This window comes from Microbacterium sp. NPDC055988 (assembly GCF_042269505.1).
Taxonomy (GTDB): domain Bacteria; phylum Actinomycetota; class Actinomycetes; order Actinomycetales; family Microbacteriaceae; genus Microbacterium.
Window position 1 is genome coordinate 1101287 of sequence record NZ_JBHJXY010000001.1, and the last position, 16182, is coordinate 1117468.

Below are 16182 nucleotides of genomic sequence, written 5' to 3' on the forward strand. Positions count from 1 at the left end.
CGCATCCCCACGCCGCGATACGGCGTGTCTTGACCCCTCAGCGCACGGGAGCGCACGAGGCCGACTGCTCGCCGCACGGGGGTGCGGGCTCAGGCGGCCGCGATCTCCTCGCACACGCTCAGCTGCGGGAGTCCGTGCATCTCGTAATGCTCGACCAGGCGGATGCCGCCGTCGTCGGTGAGTTCGAGCTCGCTCTCGCCGTCGCCGGTCACGACCGTGCCGTCGGCCTTGAGCACATGCACGAACGAGACCCAGATCTTGTCACCGGTGCGGGTACCGACGAACTTGCCGAAGGTGACCGTGTCGCCCTCGTATCCACCCCAGATCGCACCGTCGCGCTCGAAGTACTCGAAGATGCTCGGAGATTCGGGGTCGACCGCGGAGGTCGTGGACGACACCATCCGGAAGCGGCGGCCGTCGAGGGAGGGGAGGGTTGCTGTCGCAGTCACATCCTCGATTATGCGGGATGCGTCGGAAACCCTCACCCGCCTCGGGTGAACTGGCCGCTGGGCTCCGCCTCGTCGTCCTTAGGCTCTGCAGCAAGAGGCGACGCGTGCCCCGTCGCCGAGAGTCGTAGGAGTGTCATGTCCGACGTGCAGCGTTCCAGCCTTCCGATCCCCGACCTCGCCTACACCGGCACGGTCACCTACGACGCGACCGATCCCGACACCGCGTTCCCGCCCATCACACCGGTGCGCCCGCCGGCGGGAGCGCCCAACGTCTTGGTCGTGCTCATCGACGACACCGGTTTCGGGGCATCCAGTCCGTTCGGCGGGCCCGTGCACACGCCGAACTTCGAGCGCGTCGCCGCCGCGGGCCTGAAGTACACGCGATTCCACACGACCGCCCTGTGCTCGCCCACTCGAGCGGCCCTGCTCAGCGGTCGCAACCACCACACCGTCGGGATGGGCGGCATCACCGAGATCGCGACCTCCGCGCCCGGTTACAGCTCGCTGCGACCGAACAGCTGCGCGCCGCTCGCCGAGACCCTCAAGCTCAACGGCTACAACACCTCGCAGTTCGGCAAGTGTCACGAGGTCCCGGTCTGGCAGGCCAGCGCCATCGGCCCGTTCGACGGATGGCCGACGCCCGGCAACGGGTTCGAGTACTTCTACGGCTTCATCGGCGGCGAGACGAACCAGTGGTACCCCGCGATCTACGAGAACACGTCTCCGGTGGAACCGTGGGGGACGCCGGAGGACGGATATCACTTCATGGGCGATATGACCGACAAGGCGATCGCGTGGGTGCGCGAGCAGAAGTCGCTCGCTCCCGATGTCCCGTTCTTCACCTACTTCGCTCCCGGCGCCACGCACGCACCGCATCACGTCCCCACCGAATGGGCGGACAAGTACAAGGGGAAGTTCGATCAGGGCTGGGACGAGGTGCGCAAGGAGACCTTCGCCCGCCAGCTCGAACTCGGCGTCATCCCCGCCGATGCCGTGCTCACCGAGCGCAGCCCCGGCATCCCCGCCTGGAACGAGATGAGCGATGTGATCAAGCCCGCCCTCGCCCGGCAGATGGAGGTGTACGCCGGGTTCCTCGCCTATGCCGACCACCACGTCGGCCGCCTGCTCGACGCCTACGAAGAGCTCGGCATCCTCGACGACACCCTCGTCTACGTGATCATCGGCGACAACGGCGCGAGCGCCGAGGGATCGATGCACGGCACCACGAACGAGGGCTTCACGATCAACCACATGAACGAGATCGAGACCGAGCAGTACGTCGCCGACCACATCGGCGACATCGGCACTCCGAGCTCGTACAACCATTACGCGGTCGGCTGGGCGCACGCCATGGACACCCCCTACCAGTGGACCAAGCAGGTCGCCAGCCATTGGGGCGGCACCCGCAACGGCACGATCGTCAGCTGGCCCAACGGCGGCGTCGAGAAGGGCGGCATCCGCAACCAGTTCAGTCACGTGATCGACGTCGCGCCGACCGTGCTCGAGGCTGCGGGGATCCCGGAGCCGACCACCGTCAACGGCGTCACCCAGCGCCCCTACGAGGGGACGCCGATGAACTACACCTTCTCGGATGCCGACGCCGCGGAGCAGCATGAGACGCAGTACTTCGAGATGCTCGGCAACCGCGCGATCTACCACAAGGGGTGGACCGCAGTCGCGAAGCACAAGGATCCCTGGGTGGGTTCCTCACACGGTCTCGACGACGACGTGTGGGAGCTCTACAACGTCGAGGAGGACTGGACCCAGTCGAACGACCTCGCCGCCGCTGAGCCCGAGCGCCTCGCGCACCTGCAACGCCTCTTCCTCATCCAGGCCGCACGCTTCAACGTCCTCCCGATCGACATCCGCTCCGCCGAACGGATGAACCCCGACATTGCGGGACGACCCCAGCTCGTGGTCAGCGACTCGCAGAAGTTCTACCCCGGCATGAAGCGCATGAGCGAGAACACGACCATCAACATCAAGAACAAGTCGTGGACCGTCACCGCACAGGTGTCGGTGCCCGATGCGGGCGCCGACGGCGTGCTCATCGCCCAGGGCGGCGCATACGGCGGCTGGTCGTTCTACGCGAAAGACGGATCCCTCGCTTTCGCCTACAACCTGCTCGGGATCGACGTGGACATCATCCGTTCCTCCATCGCGGTTCCGGCCGGGGAGCAAGAGCTCCGTGCGCACTTCGCCTACGACGGCGGCGGGCTCGCAAAGGGCGGCACCGTCACCCTCTACGCCGGAGAGCAGAAGATCGGCGAGGGCCGCGTGAAGAAGACGATCCCGTTCCAGTTCACGTTCGACGAGACTGTCGACGTCGGCTGCGACCTGGCATCGCCGGTATCACCCGACTACGGCGCGACTGGCAACGGGTTCACGGGCGCCATCGAGTGGGTACGCATCGACCTCGGCGACGACGACCATTCGCACCTGATCGACGACGAGCACAAGCTCGCGGTCGCGATGCTCAAGCAGTGACCGGGCGCCCGCGCCATTCGTCTTCGAGGAGCGCGTAGACCAGCAGAGTCGCCCACTCGCCCTTGAACCACTCGCTCTCGACGAACCGCGCCTCGCGCCGGAAGCCGAGTCGTTCGACGACGCGTGCCGATGCGGTGTTGCGCTCGTCGATCCGCGCGGCGATCCGGTGCAGCCCGAGCCCCTCGAAGCCGATAACAAGGAGGGCATGCACGGCCTCGGTGGCATAGCCGCGCCCGCCGACGCGGGGGTCGAAGATGTAGCCCACCTCGCCCGCACGGTCCTCCTCGCTGCGCCAGAACAGCACGACGTCGCCGACGAGCGTGCCTGTTGCGCGCTCTTCGACGGCGAGACTCACCGCGTCACCCTCGTTGTCGAAGCGCGTGTTCGACCACGTCGTGGCGATGCGCCGCTCGATGTCCGTCTGCTCCAGCGGGCCATAGGGCACGTAGCGGACGGAATCCGGGTCGGACTTGTACGCGTGCATCGCGGCGGCGTCGCCGGGAGCGATCGGACGCAGGATCAGGCGTTCGGTACGGATCGGATATTCCGGGGCGAAAGCACCAGGGGAAGGCTCGGCTGTCGGGGACACGGCTCTCACCCTACGGGCGCGCGACCCGCTCAGTGGGCGACCGCCCCGGTAGCGTGGTCGCATGGAGTGGATGTCTGATCCCTCGGCGGGGGCCTGGGTACGCGAGCGACTCGATACGAGCCTCGACACGATGCACTCGGTGGTCCCCCGGGGCTTCCCCGCCTATGCGCGCATCCTGCATCCGGCGATCGTGCGGTCACTGCCCGACCGCACGGTGCCGACCTCGGACGAGTGGGAGCGGCTGCCCGAGGCGGAGCAGCATGCACGTCTCGCGCAGTTCGTCGACGAGCCCGCCACCTGGGCGCAGACGGCCGCCGCCTTCGACACGATCCTGCACCCGCTCGCACAGTGGCACCGGATCGTGCGGACGCCGGCGGATGACGATTGGCGCACGCGGATCGCTCCGGACGGACGGGAGTTCTCGGCCCCGCTGGAGGGCGAGCTCGCGCCCGAGCACCTGGCCGCGATCGCCGCGCACCTCGTCGACCACACCCAGACCCCGGATGCCGGCTTCGCCGCGCTCTGGGAGGGCCGCGGCGATCTGTTCGGCTTCTACGGCATCACTCCCGCCGGCGGTTCCCTGACCTTCACGGACGACCCGAACCACCAGGCGATGCTCGATCGCAGCACGCACGATCCGTTCAACAACGTCTTCCGCAAGCCCACCTGGCAGGAGGGCATCCTCTCGCGCGAGATCTCGGAGGGGCCGCGCCTTCGCCTCCCGATGCGCGACCACGTGCTGTTCTCGGCGCCGCCGCGCGCCTTCGCCGACCCCGAGTGGGACCGGAAGGTTCCGTGGCGCGACCGCGCCGCCGAAGAGCGCGGGTTCCCGCGGCCGCCCCAGAGCCCGAGCCTCCTGTGGCCGGAAGATCATGCCTGGGTGCTGGTGAGCGAGGTCGACTTCGACTCGACGATCGTGGCCGGCTCCCCCGCGCTGGTCGACGCGATCTGCGCGGACGAGCGGCTCGAGGCCTTCGCGATCCCGGAGGGCGCCGACCTCACGTGGGATGCGGACACGGTGAACCGGTGACTTCGCCCCCGACGACGTTCGACGCGCGGCCGCTCATCGATCCGGTCGACGCGGCCGCCGTGCGCGCCTTCGCCGCGGAGCTGCGGTCGCGGCCGTCGTCGCGCATGTCGGCATCCACCGTCATCGGCATCGTCGCCGTGGCGATCGCCGCCGTGGTGCTGATCCCGATCATGGTCACCGTGATCGTGAGCATCGCCTCCCTCGGCGGTAGCCCCTCGGCCATGGCGATCCCGCTGGTGCTGATCGTCCTGCTGCTGGCGGCGGTCGGCGTGATGATCTGGATGGGCGTGCGCAACGCGCGGACCACGCGGTATCGGCTGCACCGCTTCGCGCAGGCGAACGGCATGTCGTACGAGCCGAGGGTGGCCGACCCTCCCCTGCCCGGCATGATCTTCAGTCTCGGCCGTTCGCGTCAGTCGACCGACCTGATCCGGGGCACGACGCCGCGCTTCGTGGAGTTCGGCAACTACCAGTACACGGTGCAGTCGGGGAAGAACTCGACCACCTACCGCTGGGGATACGTGGCCGTGAAGCTCGACGTGCCGCTGCCGAACATCGTGCTCGACGCCAAGGGGAACAACGGCTTCGGCTCGAACCTGCCCGCCTCGTTCCACAAGGAGCAGCGGCTGTCGCTCGAGGGCGACTTCGATCAGCACTTCACGCTTTACTGCCCGTCCGGCTACGAACGCGATGCGCTCTACCTGTTCACGCCCGACATCATGGCGCGGTTCATCGACAACGCGGCACAACTCGACGTCGAGATCGTCGACGACTGGCTGTTCCTGTACACGCAGCGCAAGGTGTCGACGCTCGATCCCGCGACATGGGCGTGGCTGTTCGGCACGGTCGGCGCGCTGTTGACGAAGTTCGATCAGTGGGCGCGGTGGCGCGACGAGCGCCTGATCGCCGAGAACCCGGAGGCACCGGCATCCAGCACGGTGACGAACCAGGCGCTGCCGTTCGCTCCGCCGGCAGGCCTGCTCACGCCGCCGCCGGGAGTCGCACCGCAGGGGCGACGGCTGAAGCGCGGGGGAACGTGGGTGCCGCTGATCGTCGTGATCGCGTTCGTCGCGTTCTGGTTCCTGAGCCGCATGAACTGAGGCGCAGCGACTGAGGCGGAGTCCGAGTGTGGGGGTGGGTGTCGGCTGGGGACCGAACTCCCACCCCATCCCCCCTCGGGATCGAAAGAAGATCGACTCTCCCTCCGCATGGCGGCTGAGCCGCCCCGCCCGCGTTCAGCTGGGGACTGACACTGCTGGGCGTATAAGGGAATGGTATACCGGATGGGGTTGCAACGCGTTGCATCCATGCATCGGAATGCGCTTTCTTTCGGCAGAATCAGCCCCGCGCTCCCCCGCGCACGCCGGCCCAGCGGCCGGTGAGTTCGTCGAGGCAACCGTCGAGCGCTCGCCACGCATCGGCGTCGCGCATGGCCGCTCCGATCCGCTCGGCGTTCGCCCGATACGAACGATCGGACCGGACGCGGTCCACGGCGCGCGCGACCTGCGCCGGCGTCGCGGTGCTGGTGCGCAGATTCACCCCGGCACCCGACCACCCCACTCGCGCGCAGACCTCGACCTTGTCCTCGGTCTGCCCGGCGACAACGAGCGGGACCCCGTGCGCGAGCGCCTGCTGAACGCCGCCGTAACCGCCGTTCGTGACCAGCACATCGACGAGGGGCAGCAACCTGTCGTACGGGAGGTACTCGGCGACGCGCACGTTGTCGGGCAGCCTGCCGGCGAGCGCATCGACCGGGCGGCCTCCCGTCGACACCACGACCAGGGCATCGGATGCGGCGAGCGCGGCGATGGTCGGCTGCACGAGCTGACCGAAGTCGGAGTTGGCGATGGTCCCCTGGGTGACGTGCACGATCGGTCGCGAACCGTCGAGGTCGGACCACCACTCCGGCAGGACGGGGTCGGACGGCGACGGAGGCAGCGGGCCCGCGAAGTGCACGGTGGCGGGAAGGTCGGCGCGCGGATACTCGAACTCGGGCACGGTGAACTGCACGTAGGCGTCGGCGCGGCCGGCCCAGTCGAGCACGAAGCCGCCGAGGTCGCGGCCGACCTCGCGCCGCGCCATCGCATCGGCCTCCTTCTGCACGCCACCGAAGATCGCACGCTCGGCGACCGTGCGCAGGGCGGCGTTGCGCAGTCGACCGAGTGGACCGGGCATCGGGGTGACCCCGAGCCCGAACGGCGCCGTGTCCGCGCTGCGCGCCCCGAGCGGGAAGATGCCGAGCACGACGACGGGCGGCCTCTCGTCTGCGGGCAGCAACTGCAGGAGCGCACCGCCGACGAAGAGCGGCTCGGTGAGGACGGCGTCCACGGGACGGGCGTCGATCTCGGCCCGGACCGCGGCGAGCTGCGCCGCGCCGGGACGGACGAACAGGTTGGTCATGTCGAAGCGCAGGGCGGCCGGGCCGGTGAGCCCGCGGCGCTCGGGGAAGGCGCCGTCGGCGTCGTCGAGGTCGACATCGGCGTCGACGGGCAGCGGGAGGAAACGCGCACCGGCGGCCTGCACGCGTTCGGCATAGCGGCTGCTCGTGAGGAAGCTCACGTCGTGGCCGCGGGAGAGGAGGTGGCGAGCGACCTGCAGCAGCGGCACGACGTGGCCGTGCGCGGGTGTGCAGGTGATGAGGTAACTGGACATGGCGGGTTCTTTCCCTAAGATCGAATGTACCGTCGTAGTATTCATCACCCCGTTAGGAAAGTCAATGGTTGAGGCCGCTCCCCGCGCCTATCGATCGGAACTGCGCGCCCGCCAGGCGCAGGAGACCCGCGCACGCATCGTCGCCGCATCCGCCCGCCTGTTCGCGACGCAGGGGTACCAGGCCACCACGATCGCCGCGATCGGACGCGAGGCGGGAGTGTCCGCCGAGACCGTGAAGACGACGGCCGCGAAGGCGGAGTTGCTCATCGCCGCGTTCGAGGTCACATTCTCGGGCTCGGAGGGCGCGGACTCGCTCACCGAGACCGAGGTCGCGGCAGGACTCCTCGAACTGCCCGACGAGGTCTTCCTCGACGTGGTGCTGTCCCAGATCACCACCGCGAACGCGCGAGGCCACGGCCTGTGGACCGTGCTGCTGGGAGCCGCACTGTCCGACCCCATCGTCGACGCCGCCCTGCACCGCATCCTCGAGCGTCGCGGCGCCGACTACCGCGCGCTCGTCTCGGAACTGCGGCGGCGCGGCATCGCCGCCCCCGGCATCGACGAGGCGACGACCGCCGACGCCCTGTCGTTCCTGCTCTCTCCCGAGAGCTACCAGCAGCTCGTCGCGCAATCCGGGTGGACGGCCGATCGCTACGCCGCGTGGCTGCGCGCGGCGGTGGATGTCGAGATCACGGCGACGAGGCTGTCTCCCGCTGACTAGCGGACCCCGACCACCCGTGACGTCTGCCCTCGCTGCCTCTCGCCTTACAACTGGCCCAATGCGGCGCTCAGCGCGATGTTGGCGACGACGAACGCGATCAGCGTGAGGGCGACGCCACTCGTCGGGATAATCCAGGACCTTCGGATTCGAGACCTGAAGTAACCGTAGGAGCCTGCGGCGACGATGAAGAGCGAGAGATCCGTCCACCAGAACGCGTGAGTGGACGAGCCTATTGCGGGATAGTCGCAGCGAGCCGTGCACCCAGCGATCTCGAGAATCCTCAGGTGACGGGTCCGGCCCGATCGGGATGCGTCGCGTTGCGCGACGCATCCCGATCTGTCCTCACATCAGACCCACCCCGGCACCTCCAGATGAAGGCGGAGGCGCCCCCTGCGTCGGGCGAGCCGCCTACTGGGCGGACCCAGAGGGGGTTACGCCTGCGCTACCGCGCGACGTCGGCGAAGGATCCACATCGACATGAGAACGACAAGTCCCAAAACCAGTACGACGCCATCGATGAACAAGAAGATCCGCCATCCCTCATCGACTGCGGTAGCGGCTGCACCAAACGCCATGCACGCGGCGAGGAAGACGAAGGTCCAGCCGGCCAGCGCACGACCAAAGGACTGCGCGCGAACGGGCTTACGTTCTGTGCTCACGGTTTCATTCCTCTCCATCGTCAGCATGTGAAGTACCCATTAGACATATGCTCCTGAGCCATCTGCCCGAGGTATGCGGCCAGAGCTGCAGGGGACAGCCATGGTGCTGTAACGGTAGTCCCAATCACCACAACCCCTCCACCTACGACCCTGGGGCGATCTCAACCGCCTGCGCAGGAGCAGCAACCCCTAACGCCACCAGCAGAGCAACGGCTGTCGCGGCCCCGATCCCGAATGTTCTCCGAATACGCATAGTGCTCTTCCGTGTCGAGTGAGGCTCCAAGCTCATGGAGTCATGAGCTATAACGTTACGTGCTAAGTAGTTAAACGTCTGTCCCCTCTTCGGCCGACAGACGAACGTCTAGGGCGATCTGTCACGGGACGCGGCAATCGCCCTGCCTCGCCGCCGACCGCAATGACGAACCCGTGGCTGAGCGTCGGACCGCGTTACCCCGAGTGACGAGCCCGGCCCCGCCCCCTTCTGCATGCAGGAGAATTGAAAGTGATGTCTGAACGCGAAGAGCACACCCACTGGCAGGCCGAGCGCCGTGCCTCCGTCACGTCCGCCACCGGCAACCTCGCCCTGGTCGAGACGCGCTGGACCGGCGAGCGCCCCGACCTGGATGCCGCACGGCGCGCCGCATCCCCCACCGAGACCGTGACGCCGATCCAGCGCACGGACATCGAGACCGGCCAGGCGGAGCACGGCCTGCGGGTCTGGGATGCCGATGCCCCCGCGATCCGCGCATTCGACCGCATCGACACGTACGAGTACGACCCGGCGTGGGTGCTCGAGGGCCACTTCACCCCCGTGTCCGGTGACCGCCGGGTCTCGTTCGAGCACATCCGCGACAACGGCGGCACCCGCGACCTCGTCGTTCCCGGCGACATCCGCCTCGAGCTGAACGGCCGCGAGTACGACCTCGCAGCCTTCGACGACGGCGGCACACTGCTGCTCGTCTTCGGCGACGAGACGAACGGCTCGGAGACCTATGGGTCCGGTCGCTTCCTGTTCGTCCAGCTGCGCGATGACGAGGGCTCCGTCACCCTCGACTTCAACCGCGCGTTCGTGCCGCCCTGCGGATTCAGCGCCCAGTACAACTGCCCGCTGCCGCCGGCATCCAACCGCTTCCCCCTGCCTATCCGAGCAGGCGAGAAGAACGTCGTCTTCCGCGACGGCTTCGACATCTACGCGGCCTGAGCCGCGCACTCTCACCCTGGAGTACCCATGAGAAGAACTCGCATCCTCGGCGCGCTCGGCGCCGTCGCCACGCTCGCCCTCGTGGCCGGCTGCGCGTCGGGCACGACCGACGACGCCCCGAGCGAAGACGCCACCATCTTCATCGGTTCACTGTACGAGCCCACCAATCTGAGCAACACGCAGGGTGGCGGCCAGGGTGTGACCGAAGCCCTCACCGGCAACGTCTACGAGGGCCTGTACCGGCTCACGGACGACGGCGAGGTCGAGCCCCTCCTCGCCGAAGACGCCCAGGTGTCCGACGACGGTCTGACCTACACGATCACTCTGCGCGACGACGTGACGTTCCACTCGGGCGACCCGCTCACCTCCGCCGACGTGAAGTCGAGCGTCGAGGCCGTCACCGCCGAGGACTCGGTCTCGGCGCGCAAGTCGAGCTTCGGAGTGATCTCCGACATCGCCACGCCGGACGACACCACTGTCGTGTTCACGCTGTCGCAGCGGTCGATCTCGTTCCTCTACAACCTCAGCTACGTGTGGATCGTCAACGACGAGGCCGGCGACATCACCAGCACCGAAGACGGCACCGGCCCGTACACGCTCGACGAGTGGAAGAAGGGTTCGACCCTGACACTCGAGCGCTGGGACGACTACTGGGGCGAGCCCGCCAAGAACGGCGAGGTCGTCTACACCTACTTCACCGACGCGACGGCCGAGAACAACGCCCTCCTCACGGGTGAGATCGACGTGATCACGAGCGTGCAGAGCCCCGACTCCCTCTCGCAGTTCGACTCCGACGACTACGTCGTGAGCGAGGGCACCTCGACCACGAAGGAGCTGCTCGCGTTCAACGACCGCGTCGCCCCCTTCGACGACGCGCTCGTGCGCAAGGCGATCTACTCCGCGATCGACACCCAGAAGCTCCTCGAGTCCATCTGGGGCGACTACGGCACGCTCATCGGCTCGATGGTTCCGCCGACCGACCCCTGGTATGAGGACCTCACCTCCGTGAACCCGTACGACGTCGAGCTGTCGAAGGACCTGCTCGCGCAGGCCGGCTATGCCGACGGCTTCACGTTCACGCTCGACACCCCGAGCTACGACCCGCACCCCGCCGTCGCGGAGTTCCTGCAGTCGCAGCTCGCCGAGGTCGGCATCACGGTCGAGATCAACACGATCAGCGCCGACGAGTGGTACACGAAGGTGTTCAAGGAGCAGGACTTCGAGGCCACCCTCCAGGAGCACGTGAACGACCGTGACGTGGTCTGGTACGGCAACCCCGACTTCTACTGGGGCTACGACGACGCCGACGTGCAGAAGTGGGTCGCCGACGCCGAACAGGCCACCACGACCGACGAGCAGACGGCCCTGCTGAAGCAGGTCAACGAGAAGATCGCCGAGGACGCGGCGAGCGTATGGTTGTACCTCTACCCGCAGATCGTGGTCGCCTCGAGCGACCTCAGCGGATACCCGGTCAACGGCCTGAACTCCCAGTTCTTCGCCTACGACATCGTCAAGTCCTGACGCGCGAGGGGGATGCCGCGCGTCGGCATCCCCCTCGTCATCCTGAACAGTCATGCTCGCTTATCTGATCCGCCGTCTCGCCTTCCTCGTGGTGTCGCTCGTCGTCGCGATGGTCGCGATCTTCGTGCTGCTGCGCCTGCTTCCCGGCGACCCGGCCAACGCCCTGCTCTCGGTGAACGCGACCCCCGAGCAGATCGCCGCGGCCCGTGAGCAGGTCGGCTCCGACCAGCCGCTGCTGCAGCAGTTCACGACCTGGGCGGGGCAGCTGCTCCGCTTCGACCTCGGCGAGTCGTTCCTGAGCTCGCGCCCGGTCGGACCCGACATCGCCGACCGCCTCGCCGTGACGCTTCCGCTCACGCTCATCGCGTTCACGATCGCCCTCCTGGTCTCCCTCGTGATCGGCATCACCGCCGCCGTGAAGTCCGACCGCTGGTACGGCATAGCCCTCTCCGGCTTCGCGCAGCTCGGCGTCGCCGTCCCGGTGTTCTGGGTCGGCGTCGTGCTCGTCTGGGTGTTCGCGCTCGGGCTCGGCGCATTGCCCTCCGGGGGCTTCCCCCGTGACGACTGGGAGGACCCCGCCGACGCGCTGCGATCGCTCGCCCTGCCGATCATCACGATCGTGATCGTCATGAGCGCCTCCCTCAGCCGCTACGTGCGCTCCGCCACCCTCGACGTGCTCGGCAGCGACTATCTGCGCACCGCTCGCGCGGGAGGCTCCGGCATGGGTGAGGCGCTGCTGCGTCATGGTGTGCGCAACGGGGCCGTGCCGGTCGTCGCGGTCCTCGGCATCGAGCTGTCGACGACGCTGCTCGGCGCGGTCGTCGTCGAGAGCGTGTTCACCCTCCCCGGTCTCGGCAGCCTGCTGCTGTCGGCGATCGAGCAGCACGATTTCCAGGTCATCCAGGGCGTTCTCGTCGTCAGCACCCTCTTCGTGCTGCTCGTCGGGTTCGCCGCCGATATCGTGCAGCGCCTGATCGATCCGCGTCTGCGCACGAGCGTCTCGGGGAATCGATGAGCCGCGTCGCCGAACAGCTGATCACCGGATCCGTGCCCGCGCGGAGGCGCCCGAAGGCGACGCTGCTCATCGGGATCGTGCTCACCGGCGTCATCGTCCTGATCGCGCTGGTCTCCTTGTTCTGGCTCCCGTATCCGCTCGCCGACACCAGTGGCAGCCGCCTGGAGGGCCCGAGCGCACTGCACCTGCTCGGCACCGATCGCCTCGGTCGCGACCTGCTCTCGCAGCTGATGTGGGGCGCGCGGATCGCGCTCATCGTCGGAACCTGCTCGGTCGCGATCGCGGCGGTCCTCGGCACGATCGTCGGTCTCCTCGCCGCGTTCGCCCGGCCGTGGGTGGACGACACGCTCTCGGCTGGACTCGATGTGGTGATCGCGTTCCCGGTGCTGCTGCTCGCGATGCTCGTGGTCGCCGTCCAGGGCGCCTCCCTGTGGTCGGCGGTGCTCGCGATCGGGCTCGCGATGTCGGCGGTCGTGGCTCGACTCACCCGCATCCTCGCGCGTCGCGTGCTGCAGGAGCAGTTCGTCACGGCCGCCCGCACGAGCGGCACCGGCGCGCTCGGCATCGTGTTCCAGCATGTGCTGCCGAACATCGCGCCGACGCTCGCCGTGAGCCTCGCGCTGCAGTTCGGCGCCGCCGTGCTCGCCGAGGCGAGCCTGTCGTACCTGGGCCTCGGCGCACCGCCGCCCAACGCGTCGTGGGGACGGATGCTGCAGGAGGCGCAGGGCACCGTGCTCACGGCTCCCGTCGGCGCGATCGCACCCGGTGTCGCGATCATCGCGCTCGTGCTCGGCGTGAACTTCCTCGCCGACGGTCTGCGCGACCTCGCCGACCCGACCCGCAGGAGGAGCCGATGAGCCTTCTCGACGTCACCGGCCTCACGGTGCGCTCGGCATCCGGTGTGCTGGTGCGAGACGTGTCGTTCTCGCTGGAGCCCGGCGAGCGCCTGGGGCTGATCGGCGAGTCCGGCTCCGGCAAGTCGCTCACCTCGCTCGCGGTCACCGGGCTGCTGCCGGATGCCCTCGTCGCGTCGGGCTCGGTGCTGCTCAGCGGGCATCAGGTCGTCGGCGCTCGGGATGCCGACCTTCGGCCGTTGCGCGGACCCGTCGCGCAGATCGTGTTCCAGGAGCCGCTGACCGCGCTCGACCCGCTGATGCGGGTGGGCCGGCAGGTCGCCGAGCCGCTGCGCCGGCATCGCGGCCTGCGGGGTGCCGAACTGCGCGCGGCTGTCGCGGGGGCGCTCGAGGAGGTCGCCCTCACCGATCCCCGCATCGCCCGCGCCTACCCGCACGAGTTGTCGGGTGGTCAGCGTCAGCGGGTGGCGATCGCGATCGCCCTCGCCGCCGAACCGCAGCTGCTCATCGCCGACGAGCCGACCACGGCGCTCGACGTGACGGTGCAGGACGGTGTGCTCGCGCTGCTGGAGCGGCTGATCGCCGAACGGGGCATGGCTCTGCTGTTCATCAGCCACGACCTGGCCGTGGTCTCGCGCATGGTCGATCGCATCGTGGTGCTGCGCGACGGAAGTGTCGTCGAGACAGGGCCGGTGGCGCAGGTGCTGAGCGAGCCGGCCGAGGCGTACACGCGGATGCTGGTCGACAGCGCCCGCGCTCTCGATGCCTACCTCGACGCCGAGGAGGGCACGCGATGACGATCCTCGAACTGCGGGGCGCAGGCTTCGCCTATGGCTCTCACCGGGTGCTGGACGATGTGTCGCTGAGCCTCTCCGACGGCGACTCGCTCGGTCTCGTGGGCGAGTCGGGTGCGGGCAAGTCCACGATCCTGCGGCTGATGCTCGGGCTCGCCGCACCGCGTGATGGCGAGGTGCTGTTCGACGGCGCGCCCCTGTCGCTGCGTGACCGCGCGCAGATGCGGCGGTTCCGCGCGAGCGTGCAGCCCGTCTTCCAGGATCCGTATTCGTCGCTCGACCCCCGGCAGCGCATCGACCGGATCATCGGCGAACCGCTCCGCTCACTGGGACTGGCAGCCGGTTCCGACGCCCAGCGCCGCATCACGGAAGCCCTCGATTCGGTCGGCCTTCCCGCCGACACCGCGCGCCGGTACCCGCATGAGTTCTCCGGCGGACAGCGCCAGCGCATCGCGATCGCGCGGGCTGTGGTGTCGCGCCCCCGAGTGCTTCTGGCCGACGAGCCGGTCAGCGCTCTCGATGTCACGACGCGGGTGCAGGTGCTCGAGCTGCTCGACCGACTGCGCCGCGAGAACGGTCTGTCGCTCGTGATGGTGTCGCACGACCTGACCGCGATCTCCGCAGCATGCGACCGCACGGTCGTGCTGCAGAAAGGCCGCGTCGTCGAGCAGGGCGCGACGGCGGATGTGCTGCACGACCCCCAGGATCCGTACACCCGGGCGCTGGTCGACGCGGTTCCGCGACTGCCGCGCTGATCGTCCCCCGGCTCAGGCGACGGCAGGGTGGAGCCGCGGGTCCGCGGCTACCTGCATCAGGAATCGTATTCCGATGTTTCGTCCACTACCTCTCGCTCGACGATTCATCGCCGGGCGTGCCGGGAATACGGTGTCGGAGTGGCCGGGCCGATCTCTCACATGTTCTACGCAGACGACTCCGGAAACCTCGAGGAGGGATGGATCGTCTACGGCTGGGTCGAGCTCGCGGTCGAGGACTGGGATGCGGTGCTCACTCACTGGCTCACGTTTCGGAAGCGGCTTGTCGCAGACTACGGAATTCCGACCGCACAGGAATTGCACATGACTGCGCTCGTCAACGGACGCGGCCACGTCTCGACGGCGCCGCCCTCTCGTTTCGTCAGGGGAGGGGAAACTCTCTGGAAGCCTCTCGGACGCGAAGTGGCGGTGCGCTGTCTCGAAGCAGTACGGGAGTGCCCGCACATCGAGATCGGAGTGTGCTTCAGAAAGTCCTCTCTCCGGAACAAGAAGCTCAACCGCGACCGTGAAGCGGTCTACTCGTCGCTCGTCGCTCTCTGGGATTCCCAACTACGCAGGTCCCGCGAATACGGGATAGTCGGAATGGATGGGGATGGCTCCGATCCCATCTATTACAGCGCGCACCGGGCGCTGAGCCTTTCCACACGTCGGATCATCGAGGATCCGATGTTCCACAGCTCGCGGCGATCTCAATGGACTCAGATCGCGGACATCGTGGCCTGGTCGGGGTTCACCCATCTGAACCCTCATGCGGGCAACGAGTTTGCGTGGACCTGGTACGACCACTACCTCAGGGACTTGAATCCGCTCGGGGATCCGATCGAACTGGCCTGACAAACAGCAAGACCCGCTTATCCACGAGAGTGGGGCGGGCCTGCATCTACATTCTACGCAGCCTGAGCGTCGCTCGTCGGCTCAGCCAGCTTGCATTCCGGAACACGTGGCCTCAAGCTTCAGGCCATACGTCCCTCAGGCCTCCGAAGACGCCAACCCGAAGTACGCCAGCTCCGCGTCGTTCAGCATCCGGGAGCGGATCAGGAACCGCATCCCGGTCGGACCCTCGACCGAGAAGCCGGCGCCGCGCCCGGGCACGACGTCGATCGTCAGGTGCGTGTACTTCCAGTACTCGAACTGCGACTCCGACATATAGACCTCGACGGGTGCTTCCAACCCGACGTCGAGCCGCCCGAGCAGCACATCGCCCGGGCCGGTGAGGTACATGCCGATCGGGAAGCACATGGGTGCGGACCCGTCGCAGCATCCACCCGACTGGTGGAACATGAGCGGACCGTGTTGCACGGTGAGATCACGGACGAGGGATGCCGCGGCGTCCGTCACGTCCACTCGCTGATACGTGCCGGTGCTGACCATGATCCCGACCTTTCGTGCGGATGGTTCCGGGCGGACGCCGAAGCGCCCGCCCGGAGAGGCCCGAAC

General features: G+C 68.1%; 16 protein-coding genes. 11 read left to right on the forward strand and 5 right to left on the reverse strand.

The features are described 5' to 3' along the window. Positions 1 to 89 precede the first annotated feature (89 nt). On the reverse strand, positions 90 to 449 hold the full coding sequence (locus ACFC14_RS05475; protein WP_376101636.1) for a hypothetical protein: 360 nt from the start codon (positions 447 to 449) through the stop codon (positions 90 to 92). A 135-nt stretch (positions 450 to 584) separates the two neighbouring features. Between ACFC14_RS05475 and ACFC14_RS05480 the strand changes: the two genes are divergently transcribed. Continuing rightward, positions 585 to 2936 (forward strand): sulfatase-like hydrolase/transferase, encoded by a 2352-nt coding sequence (locus ACFC14_RS05480; RefSeq protein WP_376101638.1) that lies wholly within the window; start codon positions 585 to 587, stop codon positions 2934 to 2936. On the opposite strand, the gene ACFC14_RS05485 is transcribed toward ACFC14_RS05480, so the two are convergent. Beyond that, complete coding sequence (locus ACFC14_RS05485; protein ID WP_376101640.1) at positions 2926 to 3525, reverse strand: GNAT family N-acetyltransferase; 600 nt, start codon at positions 3523 to 3525, stop codon at positions 2926 to 2928. The two genes, ACFC14_RS05480 and ACFC14_RS05485, sit on opposite strands and share 11 nt — an antisense overlap. Positions 3526 to 3595: 70 nt before the next feature. On the opposite strand from ACFC14_RS05485, the gene ACFC14_RS05490 reads away from it, so the two are divergent. Both ACFC14_RS05490 and ACFC14_RS05495 read left to right on the forward strand, forming a co-directional pair. Next, positions 3596 to 4555, forward strand: coding sequence for a hypothetical protein (locus tag ACFC14_RS05490; protein ID WP_376101641.1), 960 nt, complete (start codon positions 3596 to 3598; stop codon positions 4553 to 4555). Next, positions 4552 to 5655, forward strand: coding sequence for a hypothetical protein (locus ACFC14_RS05495; RefSeq protein WP_376101643.1), 1104 nt, complete (start codon positions 4552 to 4554; stop codon positions 5653 to 5655). Before ACFC14_RS05490 ends, ACFC14_RS05495 begins: the two co-directional genes overlap by 4 nt. A 238-nt stretch (positions 5656 to 5893) precedes the next feature. Here ACFC14_RS05495 and ACFC14_RS05500 read toward each other — a convergent pair whose 3' ends face one another. Continuing rightward, on the reverse strand, positions 5894 to 7207 hold the full coding sequence (locus ACFC14_RS05500) for a nucleotide disphospho-sugar-binding domain-containing protein (RefSeq protein ID WP_376101645.1): 1314 nt from the start codon (positions 7205 to 7207) through the stop codon (positions 5894 to 5896). Positions 7208 to 7271: 64 nt separating this feature from the next. Here ACFC14_RS05500 and ACFC14_RS05505 point away from each other — a divergent pair, with 64 nt between their 5' ends. After that, positions 7272 to 7928 (forward strand): TetR/AcrR family transcriptional regulator, encoded by a 657-nt coding sequence (locus ACFC14_RS05505; protein WP_376101647.1) that lies wholly within the window; start codon positions 7272 to 7274, stop codon positions 7926 to 7928. Positions 7929 to 8359: 431 nt separating this feature from the next. Here the strand turns inward: ACFC14_RS05505 and ACFC14_RS05510 are convergent, their stop codons facing one another. Continuing rightward, complete coding sequence (locus ACFC14_RS05510) at positions 8360 to 8587, reverse strand: hypothetical protein (RefSeq protein ID WP_376101649.1); 228 nt, start codon at positions 8585 to 8587, stop codon at positions 8360 to 8362. A 505-nt stretch (positions 8588 to 9092) separates the two neighbouring features. Between ACFC14_RS05510 and ACFC14_RS05515 the strand changes: the two genes are divergently transcribed. The 7 genes from ACFC14_RS05515 to ACFC14_RS05545 all read left to right on the forward strand — a co-directional run bounded on the left by ACFC14_RS05515 (position 9093) and on the right by ACFC14_RS05545 (position 15579). After that, a complete protein-coding gene (locus tag ACFC14_RS05515) occupies positions 9093 to 9788 on the forward strand; it encodes a DUF1684 domain-containing protein (protein WP_376101651.1) in 696 nt (231 codons plus the stop codon). A gap of 27 nt (positions 9789 to 9815) precedes the next feature. Next, entirely contained in the window at positions 9816 to 11309 is a 1494-nt protein-coding gene (locus tag ACFC14_RS05520; RefSeq protein ID WP_376101653.1) for an ABC transporter substrate-binding protein, read from the forward strand. A 52-nt stretch (positions 11310 to 11361) separates the two neighbouring features. After that, a complete protein-coding gene (locus ACFC14_RS05525; protein WP_376101655.1) occupies positions 11362 to 12324 on the forward strand; it encodes an ABC transporter permease in 963 nt (320 codons plus the stop codon). After that, on the forward strand, positions 12321 to 13181 hold the full coding sequence (locus tag ACFC14_RS05530) for an ABC transporter permease (RefSeq protein ID WP_376101657.1): 861 nt from the start codon (positions 12321 to 12323) through the stop codon (positions 13179 to 13181). The genes ACFC14_RS05525 and ACFC14_RS05530 overlap by 4 nt, the downstream gene beginning before the upstream one ends. Next, on the forward strand, positions 13178 to 13975 hold the full coding sequence (locus tag ACFC14_RS05535) for an ATP-binding cassette domain-containing protein (protein ID WP_376101659.1): 798 nt from the start codon (positions 13178 to 13180) through the stop codon (positions 13973 to 13975). Before ACFC14_RS05530 ends, ACFC14_RS05535 begins: the two co-directional genes overlap by 4 nt. After that, complete coding sequence (locus ACFC14_RS05540) at positions 13972 to 14727, forward strand: ABC transporter ATP-binding protein (RefSeq protein ID WP_376101661.1); 756 nt, start codon at positions 13972 to 13974, stop codon at positions 14725 to 14727. Before ACFC14_RS05535 ends, ACFC14_RS05540 begins: the two co-directional genes overlap by 4 nt. Positions 14728 to 14865: 138 nt before the next feature. After that, positions 14866 to 15579 carry a DUF3800 domain-containing protein gene (locus ACFC14_RS05545; RefSeq protein WP_376101662.1) on the forward strand — a complete coding sequence of 238 codons (714 nt, stop codon included), beginning with the start codon at positions 14866 to 14868 and terminating at the stop codon, positions 15577 to 15579. A 135-nt stretch (positions 15580 to 15714) separates the two neighbouring features. Here the strand turns inward: ACFC14_RS05545 and ACFC14_RS05550 are convergent, their stop codons facing one another. Next, positions 15715 to 16116: a DUF779 domain-containing protein gene (locus ACFC14_RS05550; RefSeq protein WP_376101664.1), complete on the reverse strand. Its 402-nt coding sequence runs from the start codon at positions 16114 to 16116 to the stop codon at positions 15715 to 15717. Positions 16117 to 16182: the final 66 nt, after the last annotated feature.

Bases quoted from the DNA above. Each gene is read 5' to 3' on its own strand.
- ACFC14_RS05530 (WP_376101657.1), top strand. From the start codon at position 12,321: ATGAGCCGCGTCGCCGAACAGCTGATCACCGGATCCGTGCCCGCGCGG.
- ACFC14_RS05535 (WP_376101659.1), top strand. From the start codon at position 13,178: ATGAGCCTTCTCGACGTCACCGGCCTCACGGTGCGCTCGGCATCCGGT.
- ACFC14_RS05490 (WP_376101641.1), top strand. From the start codon at position 3,596: ATGTCTGATCCCTCGGCGGGGGCCTGGGTACGCGAGCGACTCGATACG.
- ACFC14_RS05520 (WP_376101653.1), top strand. From the start codon at position 9,816: ATGAGAAGAACTCGCATCCTCGGCGCGCTCGGCGCCGTCGCCACGCTC.
- ACFC14_RS05505 (WP_376101647.1), top strand. From the start codon at position 7,272: ATGGTTGAGGCCGCTCCCCGCGCCTATCGATCGGAACTGCGCGCCCGC.
- ACFC14_RS05525 (WP_376101655.1), top strand. From the start codon at position 11,362: ATGCTCGCTTATCTGATCCGCCGTCTCGCCTTCCTCGTGGTGTCGCTC.
- ACFC14_RS05480 (WP_376101638.1), top strand. From the start codon at position 585: ATGTCCGACGTGCAGCGTTCCAGCCTTCCGATCCCCGACCTCGCCTAC.
- ACFC14_RS05515 (WP_376101651.1), top strand. From the start codon at position 9,093: ATGTCTGAACGCGAAGAGCACACCCACTGGCAGGCCGAGCGCCGTGCC.
- ACFC14_RS05550 (WP_376101664.1), bottom strand. From the start codon at position 16,116: ATGGTCAGCACCGGCACGTATCAGCGAGTGGACGTGACGGACGCCGCG.
- ACFC14_RS05540 (WP_376101661.1), top strand. From the start codon at position 13,972: ATGACGATCCTCGAACTGCGGGGCGCAGGCTTCGCCTATGGCTCTCAC.
- ACFC14_RS05500 (WP_376101645.1), bottom strand. From the start codon at position 7,207: ATGTCCAGTTACCTCATCACCTGCACACCCGCGCACGGCCACGTCGTG.